This window comes from Phytomonospora endophytica (genome assembly GCF_014202425.1).
In the GTDB taxonomy this organism is placed as follows: Bacteria; Actinomycetota; Actinomycetes; order Mycobacteriales; family Micromonosporaceae; genus Phytomonospora; species Phytomonospora endophytica.
In genome coordinates this window covers 347,699-368,681 of record NZ_JACHGT010000007.1, presented here as the reverse complement: position 1 = coordinate 368,681, position 20,983 = coordinate 347,699, and the positions used below count along the sequence as shown (strand labels likewise).

At 70.1% G+C, this 20,983-nt stretch carries 21 protein-coding genes and 1 riboswitch; of the genes, 8 read left to right on the top strand and 13 right to left on the bottom strand.

Annotated features, from left to right (window positions below):
- Positions 1-32: 32 nt before the first annotated feature.
- Complete coding sequence (locus HNR73_RS18260; RefSeq protein WP_184788698.1) at positions 33-2,123, bottom strand: SpoIIE family protein phosphatase; 2,091 nt, start codon at positions 2,121-2,123, stop codon at positions 33-35.
- A 434-nt stretch (positions 2,124-2,557) separates the two neighbouring features.
- On the bottom strand, positions 2,558-3,220 hold the full coding sequence (locus tag HNR73_RS18255; RefSeq protein ID WP_184788697.1) for a DUF4097 family beta strand repeat-containing protein: 663 nt from the start codon (positions 3,218-3,220) through the stop codon (positions 2,558-2,560).
- A gap of 277 nt (positions 3,221-3,497) precedes the next feature.
- Here HNR73_RS18255 and HNR73_RS18250 point away from each other — a divergent pair, with 277 nt between their 5' ends.
- Entirely contained in the window at positions 3,498-4,784 is a 1,287-nt protein-coding gene (locus tag HNR73_RS18250; protein ID WP_203686987.1) for a PP2C family protein-serine/threonine phosphatase, read from the top strand.
- Positions 4,785-4,790: 6 nt separating this feature from the next.
- On the opposite strand, the gene HNR73_RS18245 is transcribed toward HNR73_RS18250, so the two are convergent.
- A complete protein-coding gene (locus HNR73_RS18245; protein ID WP_184788695.1) occupies positions 4,791-5,150 on the bottom strand; it encodes an STAS domain-containing protein in 360 nt (119 codons plus the stop codon).
- Positions 5,151-5,418: 268 nt separating this feature from the next.
- On the opposite strand from HNR73_RS18245, the gene HNR73_RS18240 reads away from it, so the two are divergent.
- Entirely contained in the window at positions 5,419-6,702 is a 1,284-nt protein-coding gene (locus HNR73_RS18240; protein WP_184788694.1) for a hypothetical protein, read from the top strand.
- On the opposite strand, the gene HNR73_RS18235 is transcribed toward HNR73_RS18240, so the two are convergent.
- The gene (locus tag HNR73_RS18235) at positions 6,695-6,952 is read right to left on the bottom strand and encodes a Smr/MutS family protein (RefSeq protein ID WP_184788693.1); all 258 of its coding nucleotides are present in this window, start codon (positions 6,950-6,952) and stop codon (positions 6,695-6,697) included. The two genes, HNR73_RS18240 and HNR73_RS18235, sit on opposite strands and share 8 nt — an antisense overlap.
- A gap of 169 nt (positions 6,953-7,121) precedes the next feature.
- Here HNR73_RS18235 and HNR73_RS18230 point away from each other — a divergent pair, with 169 nt between their 5' ends.
- Complete coding sequence (locus tag HNR73_RS18230) at positions 7,122-8,249, top strand: family 2 encapsulin nanocompartment cargo protein terpene cyclase (RefSeq protein WP_184788692.1); 1,128 nt, start codon at positions 7,122-7,124, stop codon at positions 8,247-8,249.
- A gap of 64 nt (positions 8,250-8,313) precedes the next feature.
- Positions 8,314-9,168 (top strand): geranyl diphosphate 2-C-methyltransferase, encoded by an 855-nt coding sequence (locus HNR73_RS18225; protein WP_184788691.1) that lies wholly within the window; start codon positions 8,314-8,316, stop codon positions 9,166-9,168.
- Positions 9,169-9,219: 51 nt separating this feature from the next.
- Here HNR73_RS18225 and HNR73_RS18220 read toward each other — a convergent pair whose 3' ends face one another.
- The 5 genes from HNR73_RS18220 to HNR73_RS18200 all read right to left on the bottom strand — a co-directional run bounded on the left by HNR73_RS18220 (position 9,220) and on the right by HNR73_RS18200 (position 13,349).
- Positions 9,220-10,188 (bottom strand): hypothetical protein, encoded by a 969-nt coding sequence (locus HNR73_RS18220; RefSeq protein ID WP_184788690.1) that lies wholly within the window; start codon positions 10,186-10,188, stop codon positions 9,220-9,222.
- Between the two features lie 2 nt (positions 10,189-10,190).
- On the bottom strand, positions 10,191-10,502 hold the full coding sequence (locus HNR73_RS18215; RefSeq protein ID WP_184788689.1) for a hypothetical protein: 312 nt from the start codon (positions 10,500-10,502) through the stop codon (positions 10,191-10,193).
- Between the two features lie 147 nt (positions 10,503-10,649).
- The gene (locus HNR73_RS18210) at positions 10,650-11,258 is read right to left on the bottom strand and encodes a hypothetical protein (protein ID WP_184788688.1); all 609 of its coding nucleotides are present in this window, start codon (positions 11,256-11,258) and stop codon (positions 10,650-10,652) included.
- Positions 11,259-11,266: 8 nt separating this feature from the next.
- The gene (locus tag HNR73_RS18205) at positions 11,267-12,517 is read right to left on the bottom strand and encodes a hypothetical protein (protein WP_184788687.1); all 1,251 of its coding nucleotides are present in this window, start codon (positions 12,515-12,517) and stop codon (positions 11,267-11,269) included.
- Between the two features lie 187 nt (positions 12,518-12,704).
- A complete protein-coding gene (locus tag HNR73_RS18200) occupies positions 12,705-13,349 on the bottom strand; it encodes a flavin reductase family protein (RefSeq protein ID WP_184788686.1) in 645 nt (214 codons plus the stop codon).
- Between the two features lie 112 nt (positions 13,350-13,461).
- Between HNR73_RS18200 and HNR73_RS18195 the strand changes: the two genes are divergently transcribed.
- Complete coding sequence (locus HNR73_RS18195; RefSeq protein ID WP_184788685.1) at positions 13,462-14,127, top strand: alpha/beta fold hydrolase; 666 nt, start codon at positions 13,462-13,464, stop codon at positions 14,125-14,127.
- 1,172 nt (positions 14,128-15,299) lie between these two features.
- Here HNR73_RS18195 and HNR73_RS18190 read toward each other — a convergent pair.
- Both HNR73_RS18190 and HNR73_RS18185 read right to left on the bottom strand, forming a co-directional pair.
- The gene (locus HNR73_RS18190; RefSeq protein ID WP_184788684.1) at positions 15,300-16,163 is read right to left on the bottom strand and encodes an Fpg/Nei family DNA glycosylase; all 864 of its coding nucleotides are present in this window, start codon (positions 16,161-16,163) and stop codon (positions 15,300-15,302) included.
- Between the two features lie 19 nt (positions 16,164-16,182).
- The gene (locus HNR73_RS18185) at positions 16,183-17,295 is read right to left on the bottom strand and encodes an MBL fold metallo-hydrolase (protein ID WP_184788683.1); all 1,113 of its coding nucleotides are present in this window, start codon (positions 17,293-17,295) and stop codon (positions 16,183-16,185) included.
- Between the two features lie 198 nt (positions 17,296-17,493).
- A riboswitch (cyclic di-AMP (ydaO/yuaA leader) is annotated at positions 17,494-17,641 on the top strand.
- Between the two features lie 9 nt (positions 17,642-17,650).
- Between HNR73_RS18185 and HNR73_RS18180 the strand changes: the two genes are divergently transcribed.
- From HNR73_RS18180 to HNR73_RS18170, 3 genes are all read left to right on the top strand, one after another.
- Complete coding sequence (locus HNR73_RS18180; RefSeq protein ID WP_184788682.1) at positions 17,651-18,652, top strand: coiled-coil domain-containing protein; 1,002 nt, start codon at positions 17,651-17,653, stop codon at positions 18,650-18,652.
- 98 nt (positions 18,653-18,750) lie between these two features.
- A complete protein-coding gene (locus HNR73_RS18175) occupies positions 18,751-19,131 on the top strand; it encodes a hypothetical protein (RefSeq protein WP_184788681.1) in 381 nt (126 codons plus the stop codon).
- A gap of 73 nt (positions 19,132-19,204) precedes the next feature.
- Positions 19,205-19,822 (top strand): DUF305 domain-containing protein, encoded by a 618-nt coding sequence (locus HNR73_RS18170; RefSeq protein ID WP_184788680.1) that lies wholly within the window; start codon positions 19,205-19,207, stop codon positions 19,820-19,822.
- A gap of 40 nt (positions 19,823-19,862) precedes the next feature.
- On the opposite strand, the gene HNR73_RS18165 is transcribed toward HNR73_RS18170, so the two are convergent.
- Together HNR73_RS18165 and HNR73_RS18160 are read right to left on the bottom strand one after the other, a co-directional pair.
- Positions 19,863-20,450, bottom strand: a complete 588-nt coding sequence (locus HNR73_RS18165; RefSeq protein WP_184788679.1) for a 3'-5' exonuclease — start codon at positions 20,448-20,450, stop codon at positions 19,863-19,865.
- A gap of 42 nt (positions 20,451-20,492) precedes the next feature.
- A complete protein-coding gene (locus HNR73_RS18160) occupies positions 20,493-20,981 on the bottom strand; it encodes a glutathione peroxidase (protein WP_184788678.1) in 489 nt (162 codons plus the stop codon).
- Between the last annotated feature and the right edge of the window lie 2 nt (positions 20,982-20,983).

Below are 20,983 nucleotides of genomic sequence, written 5' to 3'. Positions count from 1 at the left end.
GCGACGGGGCCACCCGAACCTGAAGGCGTGGGTCAGGAAACCGGCGGCTGATCCCGTCGTAGACCGTGCAACTCGGCCAGCAGCAGCGTGCGGTCGTCGCGGGCGTCGTCGGGGGCGGCCGCGAGGAGCAGATCGGCCTGCTGGGACAGGTCGCCGTGGCCGTTGCCCAGCCGCCGGACGAGGCGGGCGACGCCTTCGCCGAGTTCAAGGGTCCGGGACTCGACGAGGCCGTCGCTGTAGAGCAGCAGCCGCGTGCCGGGTGGGGTCTCGACGCCCGCGCTGGCGTAGACCACGTCGCCGTTGACGCCGAGCATCGGTCCCGGCGGGGGCTCGAACGGCCGCGCGGAACCGTCGGGGTGCCCCATGATCAGCGGTGGATGCCCGGCGGAGGCGACCACACAACGATGCTGGTGCGGGTCGTAGAGGACGTACAGGCAGGTGGCCATCGCGCCTTCGCCGAAGGTCGCGACCACGTCGTTGAGGCGGGTGAGCAGCGCCGCCGGGTCGAGACCGACCGAACTCAGCGCCTGCACGGCGGTGCGGTAGCGGCCCATGGTGGCAGCGGCGTTGATCCCGTGCCCCACGACGTCGCCGACGACCATGGCGATACGGCGGCCCGGGAGCACGATCGTGTCGAACCAGTCACCGCCGACGCGTCCCGTCGTGCGGCTCGGGAGGTAGCGGTACGCCATCGACGCCTCGGGCGTCTCCGGCGGCCGCTGTGGGAGCAGGCTCAGCTGGAGGAGGAGCGCGGCCTGCTTCTCCTCCCGGTACAGGCGCGCGTTGTCGATGGCCAGCGCGGTGCGGTTGGCGACCTCCTGGACCAGGTCGAGATCCTCCTCGTCGAAGGAGTCCCGGTCGGCGGTGCGCAGGCAGGTCAGTGCGCCGATCATGGTGTTCCGTGCGCGCATCGGCGCGATCACGGCGGAGTCGAAGTCGGCGGCGGTGGCCGCGTCGGTCACGTCGGCCCCGGCGTCGGGCGCCGGATCGCCGGCCGACAGGCGGATCAGCCTCGCCTGACCGTCGGCGAGGACGGCGGAGAACGCGTTCGTCTCCGCGACCGGGCGCACCGCTTCGCGGTCGATGAGCGCGCGGGCCGCGGGGTGGTCGAGCCGGGTCGCGGCGGCGAGGCGCTGGACGAGCGTCGTGTCCTCGATCTCCTCGGGCATCGGCTCCCCGGCCGCCACGGCGTCGAGCACGTCGATGACGGCGAGTTCGCAGAATTCGGTGGTCAGGACCTCGACGAGGCCGGTGGCCGCGGCTTCCATGTCGAGCGTCGCGCCCTGGAGCGCGCCGAGCCGGCTGAGAAGGCGCGAGCGTTCGCGGGTGCGGGCCCGGTCGAGCTCGAAGGGCGCCTGCCCCGGCAGTTCGTAGATGATGCCGCAGATGCCCAGGGGCGATCCGCACCAGCTCTCGACCCGGAACCAGGACGCCGACCAGACGCCCCATGAACCGGGTTCGCTGGTGGGATGGCCGGGCACGCGCAGGTCGAACACCGGTTTCCCGGTGCGCATGACGTCCAGCATCAAGGATTCGTAGCGTTCCATCTCCGGCGTGTCGAAGACCTCGCGGACGTGCCGGCCGAGGTGGTCGGCGACCGGGCGGCGGTTCGCGTCGGCCATCATCTGGTTGATCATGACGAAGCGCAGCTGCTCGTCGAGGACGACGACGCCGTAGGGCGACTGATGGAAGACCGCGTCGAGGAGCCCGGGATGGGTGTCGGAGTGCGGCCCGGGGGACACGTCGAGGAGGTGCAGGAGGAAGGTGTGGGCCTCGTCGGGGATCCGGATGCGGTGCGTGCGGATCGCGACCAGCCGCGCGGTCCCGTCGGCGAGCCGGAGCGGGAGCACGCCGCGGTCCTCGCCGTCGGTCCCGACGCGCCTGACGAACTCCTCGGCGGTCAGCGGGATCGCGGCGGCCGACAGGATGCTGACCGCGCGGCCGAGGACGTCGCTGGCGGCGAAGCCGGTGAGCTCTTCGGCGCGGCGGTCGAAGAACGAGATCCGGCCGTCGCCGTCGACGAGGACGGTCGCGGCCCGCGGGTCGGCGCCGAAGCGCTCCCGCATGACGCGCAGGGTGTCCTCCCTCCCGTCGCCCGCCGGTTCGTCGTCGGATCCGTTCACGCCGACCGACCCCGCGCCGAGGTGGGGGATGGCGCGACCACGCCTTGACCGATGCGTGCAAATACGGACATAAGCCGAATCTACCGTCGAATTGGCGATGATGCCAAGCGGAGGCGGGGCACGGGCCCGTCTTTCGGTGAGAGCAGGGGAGCCGCAGGTGGAGGCCGGGAATCCGATCTCGGCGGAGGCGAAGCGGCAGGTGGCATGGTCCGGATCCGGTCGTGACGGATGCTCGTGCGCGGGCCGTGGCGGGATCCGTCGGTCTCCGTGCGCCCGAGACGAGCGGCGTCCGCGGGTGCACGCGTGAGCATCCACAGTGGAGACCAGGCCGCCGGCGTCCGAGGCGAACGCCGACGGCCCGGTCCACCACCCGTCCTCGGCCTCGACCGCGCCGGGAACCCGTCTTCAACGGCGGAAGCCCGGCGGGTCGAGGTTCACCGGCTGCGAGCGGTGATGTCGCCGATCGACGTGGTGGCGTGAATGTCGAGCACACCGCCGCCGCCGTTCTTGAGGGCGTTGCTGATGCGGCCGTGGCTCGTCCCCGCGTCCAGGGTCGCCGAGACGCCCGCGGCGGCGGCGACAGTGATGTCGCCGGCCTGGGTGCGGAGGACGACCTCGCCGCTCAAGGCCTCGGCGACCGAGATGTCACCCCGTGTGGTGGTGATCCGCGCAGGGCCGGTCACGCGGGCGACCTCGACGTCGCCGTCGGTCGCGGTGAGGCGCAGGCTCGCGGCCTCGTCGAGCTCGATCCGGCGGTACGCGCCTTCGAAGGAGACGTCGCCGAGCCGGCCGACGGTCCGCAGCTCGGCGCTCTCCGCCACCGCCTCGACGTGGGAGCCGGCCGGCAGGCCGACGGTCACCGTGATGGATCCGGTGGATCCGAGGTACCGGTTCTTCGTCGCGGTCTCGATGCGCAGGACGCCGTCGGCGTAGTCGGCGGTGGTGTGCTCGGCGGCCTTGACGTCGCGGGACTTCGCGGCGTTCGCGGGTGCGATCTCGACGGCGGTGTCGGTCCGGTCGGTCGCGATGAACCGGACGCGTCCGGCGGGGATGCGCAGGACGGTGGTGATCGGGGCGGCGGTGGCGAAGTTGTACATGGCCGAAACTCCTGGAGGTGTCGATGTGGCGGTGCGGTTCAGGTCGCTGAACCGGTCATGCCCCCAGGTTGTTCGGGTGCGCTGACACCGGGCCGTCACCGTCCTGACGACGCCGCTGACACGGGGGTTCACGAAGCGAGACCGGCCTCACCCTCTACTGCCTGCTTCGTTCCCGCTCCGCTGGGTACATGCAAGGGGCAAGGTGGGACACGGGGCCTCGACACGAAAGCGGGTGCGGAACGTGAGGGACGCTCAACGAGATGTGGGCAGCCGTCGCATGCTGGGCGATCTTCTGGGAGCCAGCCACCTGATGCCGCTGGAGCTGCTACCCGCCCGGACGGCGGAGTGCGCCGCCCACGCGGGTATCGCCGAGGTCGTGATCTACCTCGGCGACCTGCAGCGGCGGACGTTGAGGCTGGTTCCCGGCGTCGGGACGGTGGGGGACGCGCACGCCGACGAGATCGCCGTCGAGGCGACCGTCCCCGGCCGGGCCTACCAACTCGGCATCACCATCGACGTGAAGCCGCCCGACGAGGAGGGCTTCCACTGGTGGGTGCCGCTGATCGACGGCACCGACCGGCTGGGGCTGCTGCGCGTCCGCTGCGAGTACGGCGACGAACACGCCCGTGAGGACGTCGACCGGCTGGCCGCGCTCGTGGCCCTCATCGTCGTGAGCAAACGCGATAACAGCGACACGCTGGCGCGGCTGGTGCGGACCGAGCCGCTGAGTATCGCCGCCGAGATGCAGTGGCGGCTGACCAACGCCCGCAGTTACGCCGACGGCCGGGTCGTCATCTCCGCCTCGATGGAACCGGCCTACCAGATCAGCGGCGACGCCTTCGACTACGGCACCGACGGCCCGTTCGTCCACCTCTCGATCTTCGACGCGATGGGCCACGACATGGCCGCCGGCCTGACGGCCAACCTGGCCGTCGCGGCCTGCCGCAACGGCCGCCGGCAGGGCGCCGATCTGCTGGAGGTCGGCGACCTGATCGAAGCGGCCCTGATCGAGCAGTACCGGTACGAGCGCTACGCCACCGGCGTTCTGGCCACGCTTGACACCCGCACGGGGGAGTTCACCTGGGTCAACCGCGGTCATCCGCCGCCCATGCTCATCCGCGGGTCGCGCTGGAGCACGATCCTGGAGTGCCCGCCCTCGCATCCCATGGGCACCGGCCTCGACGTGCGCAATCCCGCCTGCGTCGAGCAGCTGGAGCCCGGTGACCGGATCCTGCTGTACACCGACGGCATCACCGACGCGCGCAACCGCGAAGGCGAGTCCTTCGGCCGGGACCGGTTCTCCGACTTCCTGATCCGCCGCCACGCCGATCGGCTGCCCGTGCCGGAGACGCTGCGCCGTTTCACCGAGACCTTCCTGGAGCACCACGACGGTCACCTGCGCGACGACGCGACCATCCTGCTGTGCGAGTGGCTCGGGCCTTCCATGTCGGCGACCGACCACGCCGCGGCGCTCACGGGCGTCGTCGACCCGAACCCGGCCACACGGCCCGAGGGAGACCCCGCGTCGGCGCCGATCCAGCACCGGACCGAGCGCCGCCCATGACGGTGGTCAGCCCGCCGGTGCGGCCGCCGCCTGGATCGTCGGGAACAAGGGCAGCGCGCGGTCGAGCGCGCTGGACGTGATCAGCCGCGCGATGTGCTCCTGGGCCGCGGCGATGCGCACGTGGCCGGAGACGCCGCTGGAGTATCTGGCGGCCTTGATGAGGATGCCCAGACCGGTGGAGTCGCAGAAGGCAACGTCGGCGAAGTCCAGGACGACGACCCCGGCCGGCGCGTCGACGAACAGCGCGAGGAATTCCGCCTCCTGCGCACCGAGCATGGCGACGTCGAGCTCCCCGACGAGCTTGACCACCCGGTATCCGGCGTGGTCACTGCTGGTGAATCCGAAACCGTACTCGGGGAGGGTCATGCACCGACAGTAGACCGGCCCACTCACGTCGCTTTGGCCGCTCGGTGTCGCCGTCTCCGGCGAAGAACACGCGGGCGGACATACCCGTGTGAACTACTTGAACCTGAAGTGCACGAACAGCCTTCCCCAGTTCTTGGCTTGACGCACTTCTGGGGCGTCTCGAAGCTCGGCAGGCCGACTCTTCGTTGAGCCGGCGGAACCGCACGCTGATGGCGACAAGACGCTTACACTCGGAAAGGAGGCTGGGCGTGCGGAAGTGGAGTGTGTCATGCCTGTCTGGCCGGTGCGAGATCCGCAGTCGGAGACCCCGTCGCGACTGCCGCAGTTGGTGGCGCCTCCAGCATGGCTCCCCGGACGAACACAGGTGGACGTGGTCGGCGAATCATTCCGGCAGGACTCGATCCAGCGCGCTGTGCGAGACCGCGAACCCAATGGCCTGCTCATCGGTGTACTCGTGCCAGCGCCGCCCTTCGCCGAATACCCGGAAGCTGTTGCGGTGTACGTCCAGACGCATCATGTCGGCTATCTCGCAAAGGACATTGCTCGGCAGGTGCACCCGATGCTCCTGCGATTCGCGCTGGCCAACAGCGGGCGGCTGCCGGCGTGTCCCGCACAGGTTGAGGACAGCGATCTCGGGCTCTGGGTGACATTGTCGATCGATCCCGCGCCGCTGGGGCTGTCGCCGGAGCTGTTCGGTTCGTCCACGACCATTGCCGCAGTGCTGGATGGCCTGCTGCACCGTCTTGATCAACCGCAGCCCTACCTATCCGGCCTTCATCCTGCTGCGCGTGCAGCGCTTGAGGTGGCGGAGCGCTCCTGTGAAGAGGTCGACGCGGACTATGACCGGTCCCCAAAGGCGTGGCCCCGGCTGGAGCGGAACGTGCGCGGCATTCTCGACGAACTCATCAAGGCGTCCGATCCGTGGATCTCCCGCGCTTGGCTGGCCCTCGCCCGCACCACCAGGTACCAGAAGGGACGGCGAGATGACACACTCCGGGCCTACGTCGAATCCGTGTACTGCGACCGCAGCGGAGCCGAGGCTGCGCGGGAGTTGCTCGCCTATGTGGCGATCGCTCCGACCGTGCCCATGTTCGTGTCCCTTTATCGCCGACTGCCGCCCGCCCTTCGCGTCGCGGTCCTTCCCACCCTGCTAGGGGTGTCGCGTGGATACGACCGTTACGGCAACATGGATCCCGGCGAAGGCGAGCTGTTGCGGTCGGCCTTGGCCACGTTGGCGACCGATGAAGGGGACAACGGAACCCTTGCCGCCCTTGCCGCCGATGCCGGACTGCGTGCAGAGAAGGGCGGCGACCTCCGGACCGCCGTCGCCCGCTATCGGGAGGCGGTCGCTGCGGGAAGCACGGACCCAGGAGTCGCCGATCGGTACAGCATCTGGCTGGTAAAGGAAGGCGACTTCGCTGAGGCGGCGGCCGTTCTCCGGCAGGCCTTGGCGGTACCGGATCAGTCGGGAACCCGGCGTGAGCGGATGGCGAAACGGCTGAATCGGTGCGCACGGTCGGCAGGGGACGTGGGATCCCAGCGGGTCACTTGAACCGAAAATGCACGAACAGCCTTCCCCAGTTCTGCCCGTCCTTCTCGACCCGGTGGTACAGCGCCTTGATGTCCTTGCGGTCCAGGAACCGCAGCACCTTCTTCTTCAGCGCCCCCGAACCCTTGCCCGGGATGATCTCGACCAGCTTGATCTTCTTGCTGATCGCCTGGTCGACGATGTCCTTCAGCGCGCGGTCGATGTGGTCGCCCTTGTTGTAGATGTCGTGGAGGTCGAGGACGAGCTTGGCCATGTCGACGATGATCGCACATCCCGGAAAGCGTCGATAGTCCTCGATATACGGACATGTCCAATACATGACACTCCGGCGCGCCTGGGCGTCCCGTCGGCGAAACTCACGACACTGGCCATGGTCGCGGTGACCCGCGACCGTTCCCACCCTCGTCGAGGAGGACCGCCCCGTGTCCCTGCTCTCCCGGGCGGCGACGCCCATCGCGTCGCGTGAAACGTCCGACCTCGTCGTCGGCGCGCTCCTGCGGACCGGTCCGGGAGGGATCGGCACGAGCGCCCTGCGGCCCGCCGGCGGCCATACCGCGACCGCCGAGTCGGACACGCCGGAGCCGACGCGACGCGAACCCGAGATCTACTGTCCCGAGGCGCTGCGCGACGACGTCGCACTCGGCGACGAGGTCAACGAGCGGCTCGTCGCATGGGCGGAGCGGATCGGCATCTACCCCGGACGCGTCGAAGAGGTGCGCGGCGCGAACTTCGGCCGCCTCGTCATGCTCACCCACCCCGACAGCGACGACCCCGACCGCCTCACCGCCGCCGGGAAATGCGCGCTCGCCGAGTGGGCCACCGACGACCACTACTGCGACGACGAGACCCAGGGCTCCGACCTCACGCTGCTCGGCGCCCGGCTCGGCGTCGCCAACGCCGTCGTCGACCCGGCCCACCTGCCCCCGCGCTACGCCGCCGACCTCGAACGCGCGGTCGGCCGCGATCCCGTCCTCCGCGCGCTGCGCGGGGCCTTCGAGCATCTCGCCCGCTACGCCGACATCGAACAGGTCAACCGCCTCCGCCAGGAGATCGCCTCCCTCTTCGTCGGTTACGACACCGAGGGCTCCTGGCGCGCCTCCGAGCGCGTCCCGCCGGTCTGGGAGTACCTGGTCAACCGCCAGGACAACAGTTTCCTGCCCTGCATGGCCCTCGTCGACGTCGTCGGCGGCTACCGGCTCCCCGCCGCCGAGTACTACGACCCGCGCGTACGCCGGGCCGTCTCCTTCGCCGCCAGCGCGAGCGTCATCGTCAACGACCTCTACTCCACCGCCAAGGAATCCGACGCCTCCGGCCTCGTCGACTTCAACCTCCCGATGGTCATCGCGGTCGAGGAGAACTGCTCGACCGAGGAGGCCGTCCGCCGCAGCGTCGCCGTCCACGACGACCTCGTGCGCACCTTCGAGGCCGAGTCGGCCTTCCTGTCGGCGACCGGGTCACCGCGGCTGGGCCGTTTCCTCGCCGCCGTGTGGGCCTGGCTCGGCGGTAACCGCGAATGGCACCGGGGCACCGCCCGCTACTCGGGGGCGTGAAACGCGCCGGCCGGACCGCGGCGGCCCGGCCGCTTCCAACGACGAACATGAGGGGGATCAGTCCATGACCACGACCACCGCCAACGTGCTGCGCAGCGCCTACCAGGAATCCGTCGCGGCCTACTGGAACAACAACCGCCAGGACAGCGTGAACCTGCTGCTCGGCGACGTCGACGGGATCTACCACCACCACTACGGTGTCGGCGACTACGACCCGTCGGTCCTCGACGGTCCCGCCGGCACCCGCGACGACCGCGTCATCGCCGAACTGCACCGCCTGGAGACGGCCCAGGCCGACGTCCTGCTCGACCACCTCGGCGACGTGCGGCCCACCGACCGTCTCCTCGACGCCGGCTCGGGCCGCGGCGGTGGCAGCGTCATGGCCAACATGCGCTTCGGCTGCGAAGTCGACGGCGTCTCCATCTCCGAATACCAGGTCGAGTTCGCCAACGAGCAGGCGCGCAAGCGCGGCGTGTCCGACCAGGTCCGCTTCCACTTCCGCAACATGCTCGACACCGGCTTCGACGGCGCCTCGCGCAAGGCCATCTGGAACAACGAGTCGACCATGTACGTCGACCTCTTCGAACTCTTCGCCGAACACTCCCGGCAACTGCGGTTCGGCGGCCGCTACGTCACCATCACCGGCTGCTACAACGACGTGACCGGCGGCCGCTCCAAGGCCGTCAGCCGCATCGACGAGCACTACACCTGCAACATCCACCCGCGCAGCGCCTACTTCAAGGCGATGGCGGCCAACCGGCTCGTCCCCATGCACGTCATCGACCTGACCTCGGCGACGATCCCGTACTGGGAGCTCCGCGCGAAGTCCCCGGTCGCCACGGGCATCGAGGAGTCCTTCCTGACCGCCTACCGCGAAGGCAGCTTCCACTACCTGCTCATCGCCGCCGACCGGGTCTGAACAAGCGCGAGGGCGCCCCGGGGGTGGGGCGCCCTCGTCATGTCACCGTCCCTAGGGGACGCGCTGGGACCGCAGAACCGCGTAGGCCTCGTCCTCCCACTTCGCGTAGGCATCCGGGTAGGCCGACCGCTGCACCCGCTGCGCGGCCACCGTCAGATCCAGGTTCTCCCAGTTCTTCACACCCTGGAGTCCCTTGTAGAACGCCCCGGCCGAGTACTCGGGATCCATGCACTCCTTGATCGTCCCCCAGCCCTGACTGGGCCGCTGCTGGAACAAACCGACCGAGTCGTGGTCCTTGCCCGTGCCCTCGTTGGGCACCGACAGCGAGTCGGGCATCGTGCTGTTGGCCAGATTCTTCAGATTGCTCTCCTGCATCGCCGTGGCCAGCGCGATCGCCTGGCCGCGCTCGCTGATGCCGAGGCGCTCGCCGACCCTGATGATCGCGTCGGCGTTGGCCATCTGCGCCATGTTGAAGTCACCGACGGGCGGGCGCGCACCGCGGGGGACGGTGACGGGCTCGGGCCGGACCTCGGCGAGCTGGGCCTTGGCCTTCTCGTCGGACTCGGTGGCGTGCTGTACGGCCTGGTCGATGTACCCCTGGACCTGGCGTGCACGCGATTCGGCCGCCTGGACGGCGGCCGGTGCCGGGTTCGAACCGAGTGCGGCGCGGTTGACGCGGACCCTGCCGGCGTCGTTGATGCGGGCGGGGACGGAGGGGGCGACCCCGATGGCCGATTCCAGGGTCTGCTTGGCCCACTTGAGCTGTTCGACGAGGTTGGTGACGATCGCGTCGACGCGCCCGTACTGGCCGGAGGTGTCCTGGTACTCGGTGGCGTGCTTGCCGAGGGCGCCGTCGGCGGCGGTGGCGTCCTCACCGGACCAGGCCGCGGCGAGCGCGACCTTCTGGCGCTGGGTCTCGGTGCTGTAGCTCTCCATTTCGGTGGCCATCTTGCGGGCGGCGTCGGCGTACTCGGTGAGGGGCTCGAAGGTCATGTCGCGCAGGTGCTTGTAGTCGACCATGATCAGCGTCCCAACGCCGGCAGGGCCGGGGTCAGCTGGTCAACCGCGCGTTTCTGGGCGGCGTCGTTGGCGACGTGGTTGTCGGCCGCGGTGATCACGTTCTGACCGTGCTGCCTGGAGGCGGTCGCGAGGTCCGAGCTGCGCCGGGTCAGCCGCGTGTTGGCCTGCCGGAGCGCGGCGATCGAGCCGAGACCCGCCACGCTCTTCAACCCGGTGGCCGGACCCGACATCCTGCCGAGGAAGGCCTGTGCGTCCTCGCCGATCTGGCGGATCTTCCCGCCGACCTGCCGCACCTTGGTCGGATCAATGTCCATGGACGGTCCTCTCGTCCAGGCGGGAGATTCCCGCCTGAGGGGGTTCCAACTTGCGAAATACCCTAGAGGGACGCGGAGATCAAAGAAAGGGACGAGGGCGACCGAACGCTACCGTTTCCATCCGAGACGTCCGGTGGACGCGTTGCGTCACCCGGCGGTGACGTTCGACAGTTCGCGGATGTCGACGCCCGAACCGTCGCCGAAGACGACCCGGTGGTACTTCCCGGAGGGCTTCCCACGCTGTTCGGGCAGGTCGACGACGCCCTCGTAGCGGAAGGCGTTCGCGGGCACCTCGACTCGCGGTTTCACCGTGACCGGCGCGGGCTTGTGGTAGCCGCCGGTGGTGGCGATCTCGGTGCCGGGGACCTCGTCGACCTCCAGGAACGCCAGCCGCTGGTCGGACAGCGCCCAGACGCCCGTCGCGACCGGTCCGGGCCGGGCGATCCGGACGGCCTCGCAGTCCGGTCCGGGGCCGCGCACGACGGCCCGCGCGTTCCGGCGCCGCCGTCCCGGTGGCTGCCCGTCGCCGATGAGCGCGAGCACGAACATGATCCCGGCGACCCGCAGGACGGCCTTGATCGCCCGCAGGATCCAGGCCGACTCGGGCCTTCCGTCCTCGGCGAGGCCGGGCACGTCGGTGTACGCGCGCGCTCGCGTCACTCCGGCGAAGGCCTCCAGGCCCTCGCCGGGCCGCAGCCACTGCTCGTGGAGCACCCACCTGGCGTCGCGGGCGACGTCGAACGCGCGGTACCCCATGCCGATCCCTACTTGAACTTGGTGAGGAACTTGTTGAGGTGGGCCGCGGCGGCCTCCTCGGTGGCGTTGTAGGCCTCGCCGCAGGAGCGCAGGCGCATCGCGTTGCCGTTGAAGGCGCCCTCGATCTCGCCGATGGCCTGGACCAGGCCGCCGCAGGATTCGTTGTAGGCGCTCTCGAAGCCAAAGGTACCGGGGAGTCCCCAGACCATCTCGGCTCCGGCGGTGTCCTGGGCGACCTTGCTGATGCCGCCGGCGTTTTTCGACAGGCCTTCCAGGGCGCCGGCCATCTGCTCGAACTCGTCGAGGTTGACCATGATCCCGGTCCCGCCTCCGCCGCCCGGCAGGGACGGTGTGCCCGACGGGCCGCCGAACGCGGCGTCCTTGCCGGTCGCGAAGGCCGAACCGGCGCCGCCGAGCAGGCCGATGCCGGCCTTGATCAGCACGCTCTTCCACAGCGTGTACTCGGTGAGCCCGCGGAAGGGGTTCTTGCCGAGGAACTTCATCATGGGACCGGCGATGGCCTTGAAGATCTTGCTGGCCTGCATGAACTTGTTCATGGCCCGGTTGAACATCTGGAAGGCCTTGATCGAACCGGTCAGGACGAAGGCGGCCATCGAGGCACCGAAGGACCAGGTGCTGTTGGCCAGCGCCATCAGGCCGCGGGTGATCAGCCAGGACACCAGCTCGGCGAGGATGGACTTGATGACCGCGAAGATCGCCTCGGCGAGCGCCTTGGCCCAGCCGAGGAGCGTCTTGACGCTCTGGGTCTCGTGCGCGGCGGCGAGGATGGCCGCGCCGAGCGCGTTGAGTTGCTCACTGGCGGCGTCGGCGTCCTGTCCGGACCAGCCGTTCATGTTCGCCTGGACCGCCGAGCTGGTCTCACCGCTGAGGGCCTCCAGCGCGGAGCCGACCTGGCCCCAGACCTCCTGCTGGCGGCCCATCTCGTCGGGGTCGCCGGAGACCAGTTCGATGAGGTCCTCGAAGGGCTGGACGAGTTCGATCATGATGCTCAGGCCGGCGTTGGCCAGCCAGTAGATCGGGTCGCGGAGGGCGAGCATGCCCTCCATGGCGAGCATGCCGATGTCGGCCGGGATGTGCGCGGCCGAGGAGAGCCGGTCGTCGCCGCTGATGGCGCCGGTGATGCTCTCGGCGAGGCCGGTCGCGCTCTTGGTGACGGGCGTGCCCTTGAGCATGCCCTCGACATTCCCGGGTGTTTCCACCGTCGGGTACTGAGTGATGTCCGAGCCGTTCTCCGTCACCGGGGTCTCCTACGCGCCAGGGCAGCGCCGACGGCGCCGTCGGAGGGAGATCGAGGGTGGCGCGGCCGGTCGCAAGGGGTGTTGGAGCACAGCCTAGCGGCGAGACGCAAGCCCCCGCGGGGACGCGGATCCGCCCGCCGTCCGTGCGGTGTGGACGGAGTCGGCCGGGCGGATCCGCGCCGGTGTCTCAGCCGCCGGCGGGCGTCAGCACGGGCCGGTGCGGCATCTGCCAGCCTTCGGCGAGCGTCGACGGCCGCAGGTTCTGTCCACCGCCGAAGAACTCGCAGAACTTCATGATCAGCGGGTCCCAGCCGACGGGGTCGACGTAGTCGGTGCCGGGGATGATCAGCTCCTCGGCGACGTGGGCGCGGACGACGTCCACGACGAAGGTCGTGGCGCTCGGTTCGGGTGTGCCGATGGTGTGGGCCTGCTGGAGGCGGCATTCCAGCTGGACGGGGCACTCGGCGGCGCGCGGGGGAGCGACCAGCTCCGAGTCCTGCCGGGTGAGTCCGGCGACGGCGAACTTGTCCGGCTCGTACCGGTAGCCCATCGCGGCCTTGCGCGGTGGCACGTGCTCGGCGCCGGTGGTCATCGCCAGCCGGTCGACGGCGTCGGCCATCGTTGACGGGACCAGGTTGATCACGACCTCCCGTTCGCGCAGGAGGTTGGCCGTGGTGTGGCCGGAGTTGCCCAGTCCGAGCACGGCGGTGGAGCCCAGCCACCAGGCCGACGACATCGGCGCCAGGTTGGCGGTGCCGTCGGGGTTGCGGGTGCTGAGGAGCACCACGGGTGTGCCGAAGTAGAGGACCTTGAGGTCTACCGTCCTGTGCACGTCGATGTCCTTTGGCGGGTCGGGAAACGCGGTTCGGGCTCGACATTGACACCGGTGCGGCCCGCCGACCGGCGGAGATCGGACATCGCGTTCGGGCCGCTAGCGTGGGGGGATGCCGCCTTTCGTTCTCGTGCACAGCCCTCTCGTGGGTCCGCTGTCCTGGGCGCCGGTCGCCGCGATCCTGGGAGCGGGGACGGTGGTCGCGTCCCTCGCGGACGCGGGCGGGCCGCCGTACTATCCCGCCTTCGCCCAGGCCGTGGCCGACGTGGCACCCGACGGCGCCGTTCTCGTCGCGCACAGCGGCGCCGGCGCGTTGCTCGCCGCGGCGGCGGATCTGATCGAGTCGCGCGGTGACGGCGTGGGAGGCCTCATCTATGTCGACGCGCTGCTGCCGTATCCGGGCCGGACCTGGTTCGACACCGCCCCGCCTGGGCTGGCCGAGCACCTGCGGGGACTGGCCGAGGACGGTGTCCTGCGGCCTTGGGACGAGTGGTTCCCCGCCGAGGCGATCGCGAGTCTGCTGCCCGATCCCGGGGTGCGGGGTAGGTTCTCCGCCGACCTGCCCCGGCTGCCGCTCGCGTACTTCGCGGAGACGGCTCCGGACGTCACGGACCGGCCGGGCGCGTACCTGCGGCTCAGCGAGGGGTACGTCGACGAGGCCGCCGAAGCGGAGAAGAGGGGCTGGCCGGTGGTCGTCGAGGACGCTGACCATTTGGCGGTGGTGACACGCCCGGAACTGGTCGCCGAGCGCATCCGCGAGCTCTGGCAGCGGCTGTAGGCGGGGCGGGGCGGGGTGAGGGGCGGTCCCGCTGGGGGCGAGTCTCGCTCGCTTGCCCGCCACGCCGGGCACCCCGGCCGCGTTTCCGCGCCCAGGCCGGGGACCCGGCACCGGCGGCGGGCCGCAGCCCGATCCCATACCCGCAAGGCGGTTTCGTTCGCGCCGCCCAAACAAGCACAGGCCCTTAAAACCTCACCCACCAACACCGGGAACCCAAGACGCCGATCCCGCGAGCGTGAGCCTCGCTTCGCTCACCCACGCAGGCCAGGGAACCCGCGCGCAGCAGTGTCACCAAGGCCGAGTCTCGCTTCGCTCGCCCGCCCACGCTGGGGACCCGGCACCGGCGGCGGGCCGCAGCCCGATCCCATACCTCTCAGGCGGTTTCGTTCGCGCCGCCCAAACAAGCACAGGTTCTTCAAGTTCACCCACCAAGGCCGGGAACCCAAGACGCGGCCCCGCGAGTGTGAGCGTGAGTCTCGCTTCGCTCACCCACGCAGCCCAGGGAACCCCGGCCGCAGCGGCCCGCCAAGGCCGAGCCCCGCTTCGCTCGCCCGCCCACGCCGGGGACCCGGCACCGGCGGCGGGCCGCAGCCCGATCCCATACCTCTCAGGCGGTTTCGTTCGCGCCGCCCAAACAAGCACAGGTTCTTCAAGTTCACCCACCAAGGCCGGGAACCCAAGACGCGGCCCCGCGAGTGTGAGCGTGAGTCTCGCTTCGCTCACCCACGCAGCCCAGGGAACCCCGGCCGCAGCGGCCCGCCAAGGCCGAGCCCCGCTTCGCTCGCCCGCCCACGCCGGGGACCCGGCACCGGCGGCGGGCCGCAGCCCGATCCCATACCTCTCAGGCGGTTTCGTTCGCGCCGCCCAAACAGGCACAGCAGCGTTCACCCACCGACGCCGGGAACCCAAGACGCCGGTCCCGCGAGCGTGAGTCTCGCTTCGCTCACCCACGCAGGCCAGGGAACCCGCCTACAGCGTTCCCGTCAAGGGCCAGGCCTCGCTTCGCGGCTCCCGCAGGCCCGGGAACCGGCCGCAGCCATCCCGCCCACAGCGAGTCTCGCTCACCCGCCCACGCCGGGGACCCGGCACCGGCGGCGGGCCGCAGCCCGATCCCATGCCGCAAAGGCGGTTTCGTTCACGCCGCCCAAACCAGCACAGCCCTCAACCCCATCTCACTTGAGCAGCCTCGACATCCGCCGGTCGGCGAGGGGTTTCCCGCCTGTCTGGCAGGTGGGGCAGTACTGGAGTGAGGAGTCGGCGAAGGACACTTCGCGGATCGTGTCGCCGCATACCGGGCATGGTTGTCCGGTGCGTCCGTGGACTCGCATGGTTTCTTTCTTGTGGGCTTTGAGGTCTCCTGCGGCGAGTTCGCCGGCGTCGGTGGTGGCTTCGCGGAGGGTGGTGATCATGGCGTTGTAGAGGGTGGTGATGTCGTTGTCGGTGAGGGTGTTCGCGAGTTTGAACGGCGACATTTTCGCGGCGTGCAGGATTTCGTCGGAGTAGGCGTTGCCGATTCCGGCGATGATTTTCTGGTCGCGCATGAGGCCTTTGATCTGGGTGCGTTTGCCGTTGAGCAGTGCGGCGAATGCGGCGGGGTCGAGTTCTTCGCCGAGTGGGTCGGGTCCGAGTGTCGCGATGCCGGGGACTTTCGCCGGGTCGTCGACGACGTAGACCGCGAGGCGTTTTTTCGTGCCGTGTTCGGTGAGGTCGAATCCGGAGCCGTCTTCGAGGGCGACGCGCAGGGCGACGGGGCTTTTGTTGCCGGGTCCGAGTGGTTTGGACGGCAGGTTGTCGCGCCAGTGCAGCCAGCCCGCGCGGGCGAGGTGCACGATCAGGTGCAGGCCGCCGATGGTCAGGTCGAGGAATTTCCCGTGCCTGCCGACGGCGTCGATGGTGCGCCCGTGCAGGGCGGTGGGCGGCGGGTCGTAGGTCTTGAGCACCGAGATCGACGCGACGTCGACCCGCTTGATTTCGTAGCCGCGTGTGCGCGCGGTCAGGAACCGCGCGAGTGCCTCCACCTCCGGTAGCTCAGGCATGCGTCCAGTCTGGCACCGATCAGGCCAGGCCTTGCCACCATCCGTCGGGTTCGGGGGCGGCGGCGATGTCCACGGTCTGCCCGGGCCGGGGGATCGTCAGAGCGATGCCGCGGGCCTTCGCTTCTCGCCAGAGCCGGTCCACGGGCTCGCCCCAGGCGTGGAAGGCCAGGTCGAAGGTGCACCAGTGCACCGGGATGAGCAGCCCGCCGCGCAGGTCGAGGTGCGCTTGGGCGGCTTCCTCGGGCGTCATGTGAATGTGCGGCCACGACGGGCTGTAGGCGCCGATCTGGACGAGGGTCGCGTCGAAGGGGCCGTACTCCTGACCGATGGCGCGGTAGCCGTCGAAGTAGCCGGAGTCGCCGGTGTAGAAGAAGCGGTGCCCGCTTCCGGCGAGCACCCAGGAGCCCCACAGGCTGGTGTTGCGTTTGAAACCGCGTCCGGAGAAGTGCTGGGCGGCGGTGAGGGTGAGCGTCACCCCGGCGACGGTGTGCGACTCGTCCCAGTCGAGTTCGATGATTCGTTCGGGCGGCACGCCCCAGCGTTCCAGGTGCTCGCCGATGCCGAGCGGCACCAGGAAGGGCGCGGTCCGTTCCCGGGTGATGGCCTTGACCGTCGGCATGTCGAGGTGGTCGTAGTGGTCGTGGGAGATCAGGACGGCGTCGACGTGCGGGACGTCGGCCAGTTCGACGGGTACCGGGTGCAGCCTGCGTGGGCCGGTGAGTCGGCTGGGGGAGCAGCGGTCGCTCCACACGGGGTCGAGGAGGAAGCGGGCCCCGTCCATGTCGACCAGCGCCGAGGCGTGCCCGTACCAGGTGACGTGGGCACCCGGGCCCGGATCGGGGTCGGGGAGGGCCAGCGGGACCGGCCGCAGCGGTTTCGTCGGGGCCGTGTTCGCCCGGCGGTCGGCCAGCACCGAGCCGATGCTGGTGATGGTGGCCGCGCCGAGGCCGTCGGCGTTGTGGAAGGCGCCGTCGTGGAACTGCGGTGAGTCGGCCAGCCTGGCCAGACGCTCGCGGCGGGGACGGCGCCCGAGGGCGGCCGGGACGTCGCGGAAGGACCAGGCGGCGGCGCCGAGCGCGGCCGCGGCCGCTGTCAGCGCGATGATCCGGCCGGTGCGTCGGCTACGTGGCATGAGCGGCTCGCCTTCGTCGTGGGAACGGTTGTTCAAACCTTATTGACTTCGCTGAGAACGGGCTGAGGATCGGCCTGACGTGAAGGGAACGCACGTTGCGTCACCGTGACCTCTACGAACTCGCCTAGTAGGCGGCGGGTGGGTTCCGGTACGGTGGCTGCCAGGCCGCCGGCCGAACCGACGCCCGTGGGGCGCCGACGGCGGCCGCCGCCGAATCGCCTCCCGGGGCGAACCGGGGAACCACCTCCTCGTCGTTTCGGGGAACCGGGGTGAATCCGCGTCAGCGGTAGGGCGACCTTCGGCCCGAACCCGTCAGCTAACCCGGTAGGCGGTGCCGAGAAGAAGGACTGCACACGTGACCCCACTGTCCGTCCGGCGCCGGTGGCTGCCGTTGACGCTGTTCGCCGTGGCTCTGGTGCTCCTGACCACCGCGATCCCCAGTCCGGCGCTGGCCGACCCGAACGAGGGCGACCTGGACTCCGACCTGGAGAAGGCGATCTCGGACTACATCGAGGCCGAAGAGGACCTCACGGCGGCGAAGAAGCGCGCGAAGACCGTCGAGAAGCAGATCAAGAAGAACAAGACGAAGGTCGAGGAACTGACCGCCCAGGTCGAGGAGATCGCGGCCGCGGCCTACGCGGGCGGCAACCTCAGCTCGGCGACGGCCATCCTCGGCGCCGAATCGCTCGACCTCGCCATCGACCGGGCGATGATCGTGAACTACCTCGGTGACGAGAGCGCCAAGACCGTCAACCGCCTCGTCGAGGCGCGCGACGATCTCGCCGCCGAGGAGGAACTCCTCGAAGAGGAGATCGAGAAGCAGGACAAGGCCCTCGGCAAGATGGAGGACGCGCGCGACGCGGCGGCCGACCAGCTCGCCGGACGCGGCGGCAACTCCGCCCAGGGGCCGACCACCGACAACGCCCGCGTGCCGGACGCCGCACCGCGCAACCCCGACGGGTCCTACCCGTCCGAGGGCTGTTCGGTCAACGACTCCACCACCGGCTCGTGCGTCAGCCCCCGGACCAAACACGCTCGCGACCAGGCGAACATCGCCGGTTTCCGGCGTTACGTCTCGTGCTTCCGCCCCGGCGGCGACGGTGACCATCCGCTCGGCAAGGCCTGCGACTTCTCGGTCACGCCGGGCGGTTTCTCGGACTCCGACGCGGGTGGAGGCGACAAGGATTATGGCGACAACCTCGCTGGATGGTTCGTCAAGCACGCCGACCGTCTCGGGGTCAAGTACGTGATCTGGTATCGCCAGATCTGGGAACGCGGCTTCGGCTGGGGTCCCTACTCGGGCGGAGGCGGCGCCGCCGCCGACCACACCAACCACGTGCACCTGTCGATGGTCTGACGGGCCCCCGCGCACGCAATATACGCGTGGGGGGTATATAGTCTGGAGCCATACCCGCCACGGGTATGGCTCCATTGGTATTCGAGGGGGTGGTGGCGATGACGGCGACGAGAACCCCGCGCCTGCTGTTCCTCCTCGCCGTGATCCTCGGCCTCGGCTGGATGCACACCATCGGATCCCACGGCCACCACGACGCCGGGTCAGGAAACCCGCACGTCATGACCGTCGCGGCCGTCCACGACAGCGCGCCCGGCACGGCCGGGATCTCGGTCCCGGCTGACGAGAACGGACCGTCGGTGGCCATGTGCCTCGCGATCCTCGCCGCCGCCGTCGTGCTGGCCGCCCTCATCGCCGTCCGTGTCCGCCGCGCCGGCGCCGGATTCCCCGGCCGGCGTGATCCGGTGGCCACGGGGCACGGCCCGCCCCGGCTGATCCCGCCGGGACTCCTCATCGCTTCTTCCACGGTGCTTCGCATATAGGCCGGCGCCCGGACCGCGCACGCGGTCACGCGTCCCGGAAGCCTTCACCCGAACACCGCATCGGAGAACAACCATGAACCGTCTCATCACGCTTCGCCGTGCCCTCGTCACCGCCACCGCCGGCATCGCCGTCCTCGTCCTCGCCGCCTGCGGCGACAAGGGCGACGGCATGGAGGGCATGGACCACGGCCCGGGCGCCGACCAGCCCGCGCCGAGCTCCTCGGCGGTCTTCAACGACGCCGACGTCATGTTCGCCCAGATGATGATCCCGCACCACCGGCAGGCGGTGGAGATGGCGACCCTCGCCGAGACCCGCGCCGAGGATCCCGAGGTCAAGGAACTCGCCGCCGCGATCAAGGGCGCGCAGGATCCCGAGATCGCCACCCTCACCGGTTGGCTGGCCGAGTGGGGTCAGCCCGTCGAGGCCCCGGCCGGTCACGACGGCGGGCACGGGTCCATGCCGGGAATGATGTCCGAGGAGGACATGAAGAACCTTGCGGCGGCGAGCGGGAAGGCCTTCGACAAGGCCTTCGCCGAGCTCATGATCGCCCACCACGAGGGTGCGATCAGCATGGCCGAGGAGGAGAAGACGAAGGGGAGCAACCCCGACGCCGTCGCCCTCGCCGGGACGATCGCCGCCGCGCAGACCGCGGAGATCGAGCAGCTCCGCGGCATCCTCGCGCGGCTCTGAGCACACGGCGAAGGCCCGGCGGTCTCCGCCGGGCCTTCGCCTAGGACGTGGTGCCGTTCCAGGCGGGCGTGTTCGCCCAGTCGCCGCGTTCGGCGAGCAGGACGACGAGCGCGCCGATGTTCCACGCGTCGTCGGCGCCGCTGTGGTGGCGGCCGTCGAGTGGCAGCCCGGCGAGGTTGAGGGCCTGCGCCATGCCCGGCCGTTTCCGCATGCCGAACGAGGCGGTGAAGACCGCCTTGGCGTTGGTGTGCCGCGAGGAGAACGGGTACACCGCGCGGCCGCGTTGGCATTGGCGCTCGAACTGCTTGCGGTCGTAGTCGCCCCAGCTCGCCCAGGCCCGCGATCGGGCCCGGTGCTCGGTGTCGAGCAGCGCGCACGCCTCCTCGAAGGAGACGCCGGTGTCGACCTCCTCCTGGGTGAGGCCGGTCAGTTCCGTGCAGAACGCGCTCACCGTCGATCGGGCCGGCCGGACCAGGATCCGGTGTTTCGCGACGCGTTCGCGGGTGGCCAGGTCGACGACGCACAGGCCGATCTCGATGATCTCGTTGCTCTGCCCGGGCGGGACCTGGCCTTGCCAGCACGTCGCCTCGACGTCGACGACGTTGAGGAATCGTCTCGGGTCTTCCATGGTGGTCGAGGCTACGGACGGGTGCGTGCGGGCGCACCCGGATTACCTGGGCAGTGCGGCTTCCACGGCCGCGACGACCTCGTCGGACTCCGGGCCGGTCTGGGGCCGGAAGCGCGCGGCGACCGTGCCGTCGGGGGAGATGAGGAACTTCTCGAAGTTCCACTGGACGTCCCCGGCGGCGCCTTCGGCGTCGGCGGTGGCGGTCAGCTCGGTGTAGAGCGGCTGCCGGGCGGGACCGTTCACGTCGCCCTTGGCGAACATCGGGAAGGTGACACCGTAGGTCGTGGAGCAGAATTCGGCGATGTCCTCGGAGGTGCCGGGTTCCTGGCCGCCGAACTGGTTGCAGGGGAAGCCGAGGACGCTGAAGCCCCGGGAGGCGTAGGCCTCGTGGAGGCGCTCCAGGCCGCCGTACTGCGGGGTGAGGCCGCATTTGGAGGCGACGTTGACGATGAGCAGGGCCTTGCCCTTGTAGTCGGCGAGGGAGGCCGATTCGCCGGCGAGGGTGTTGAGCGGGATGTCGTAGAGATCCATGC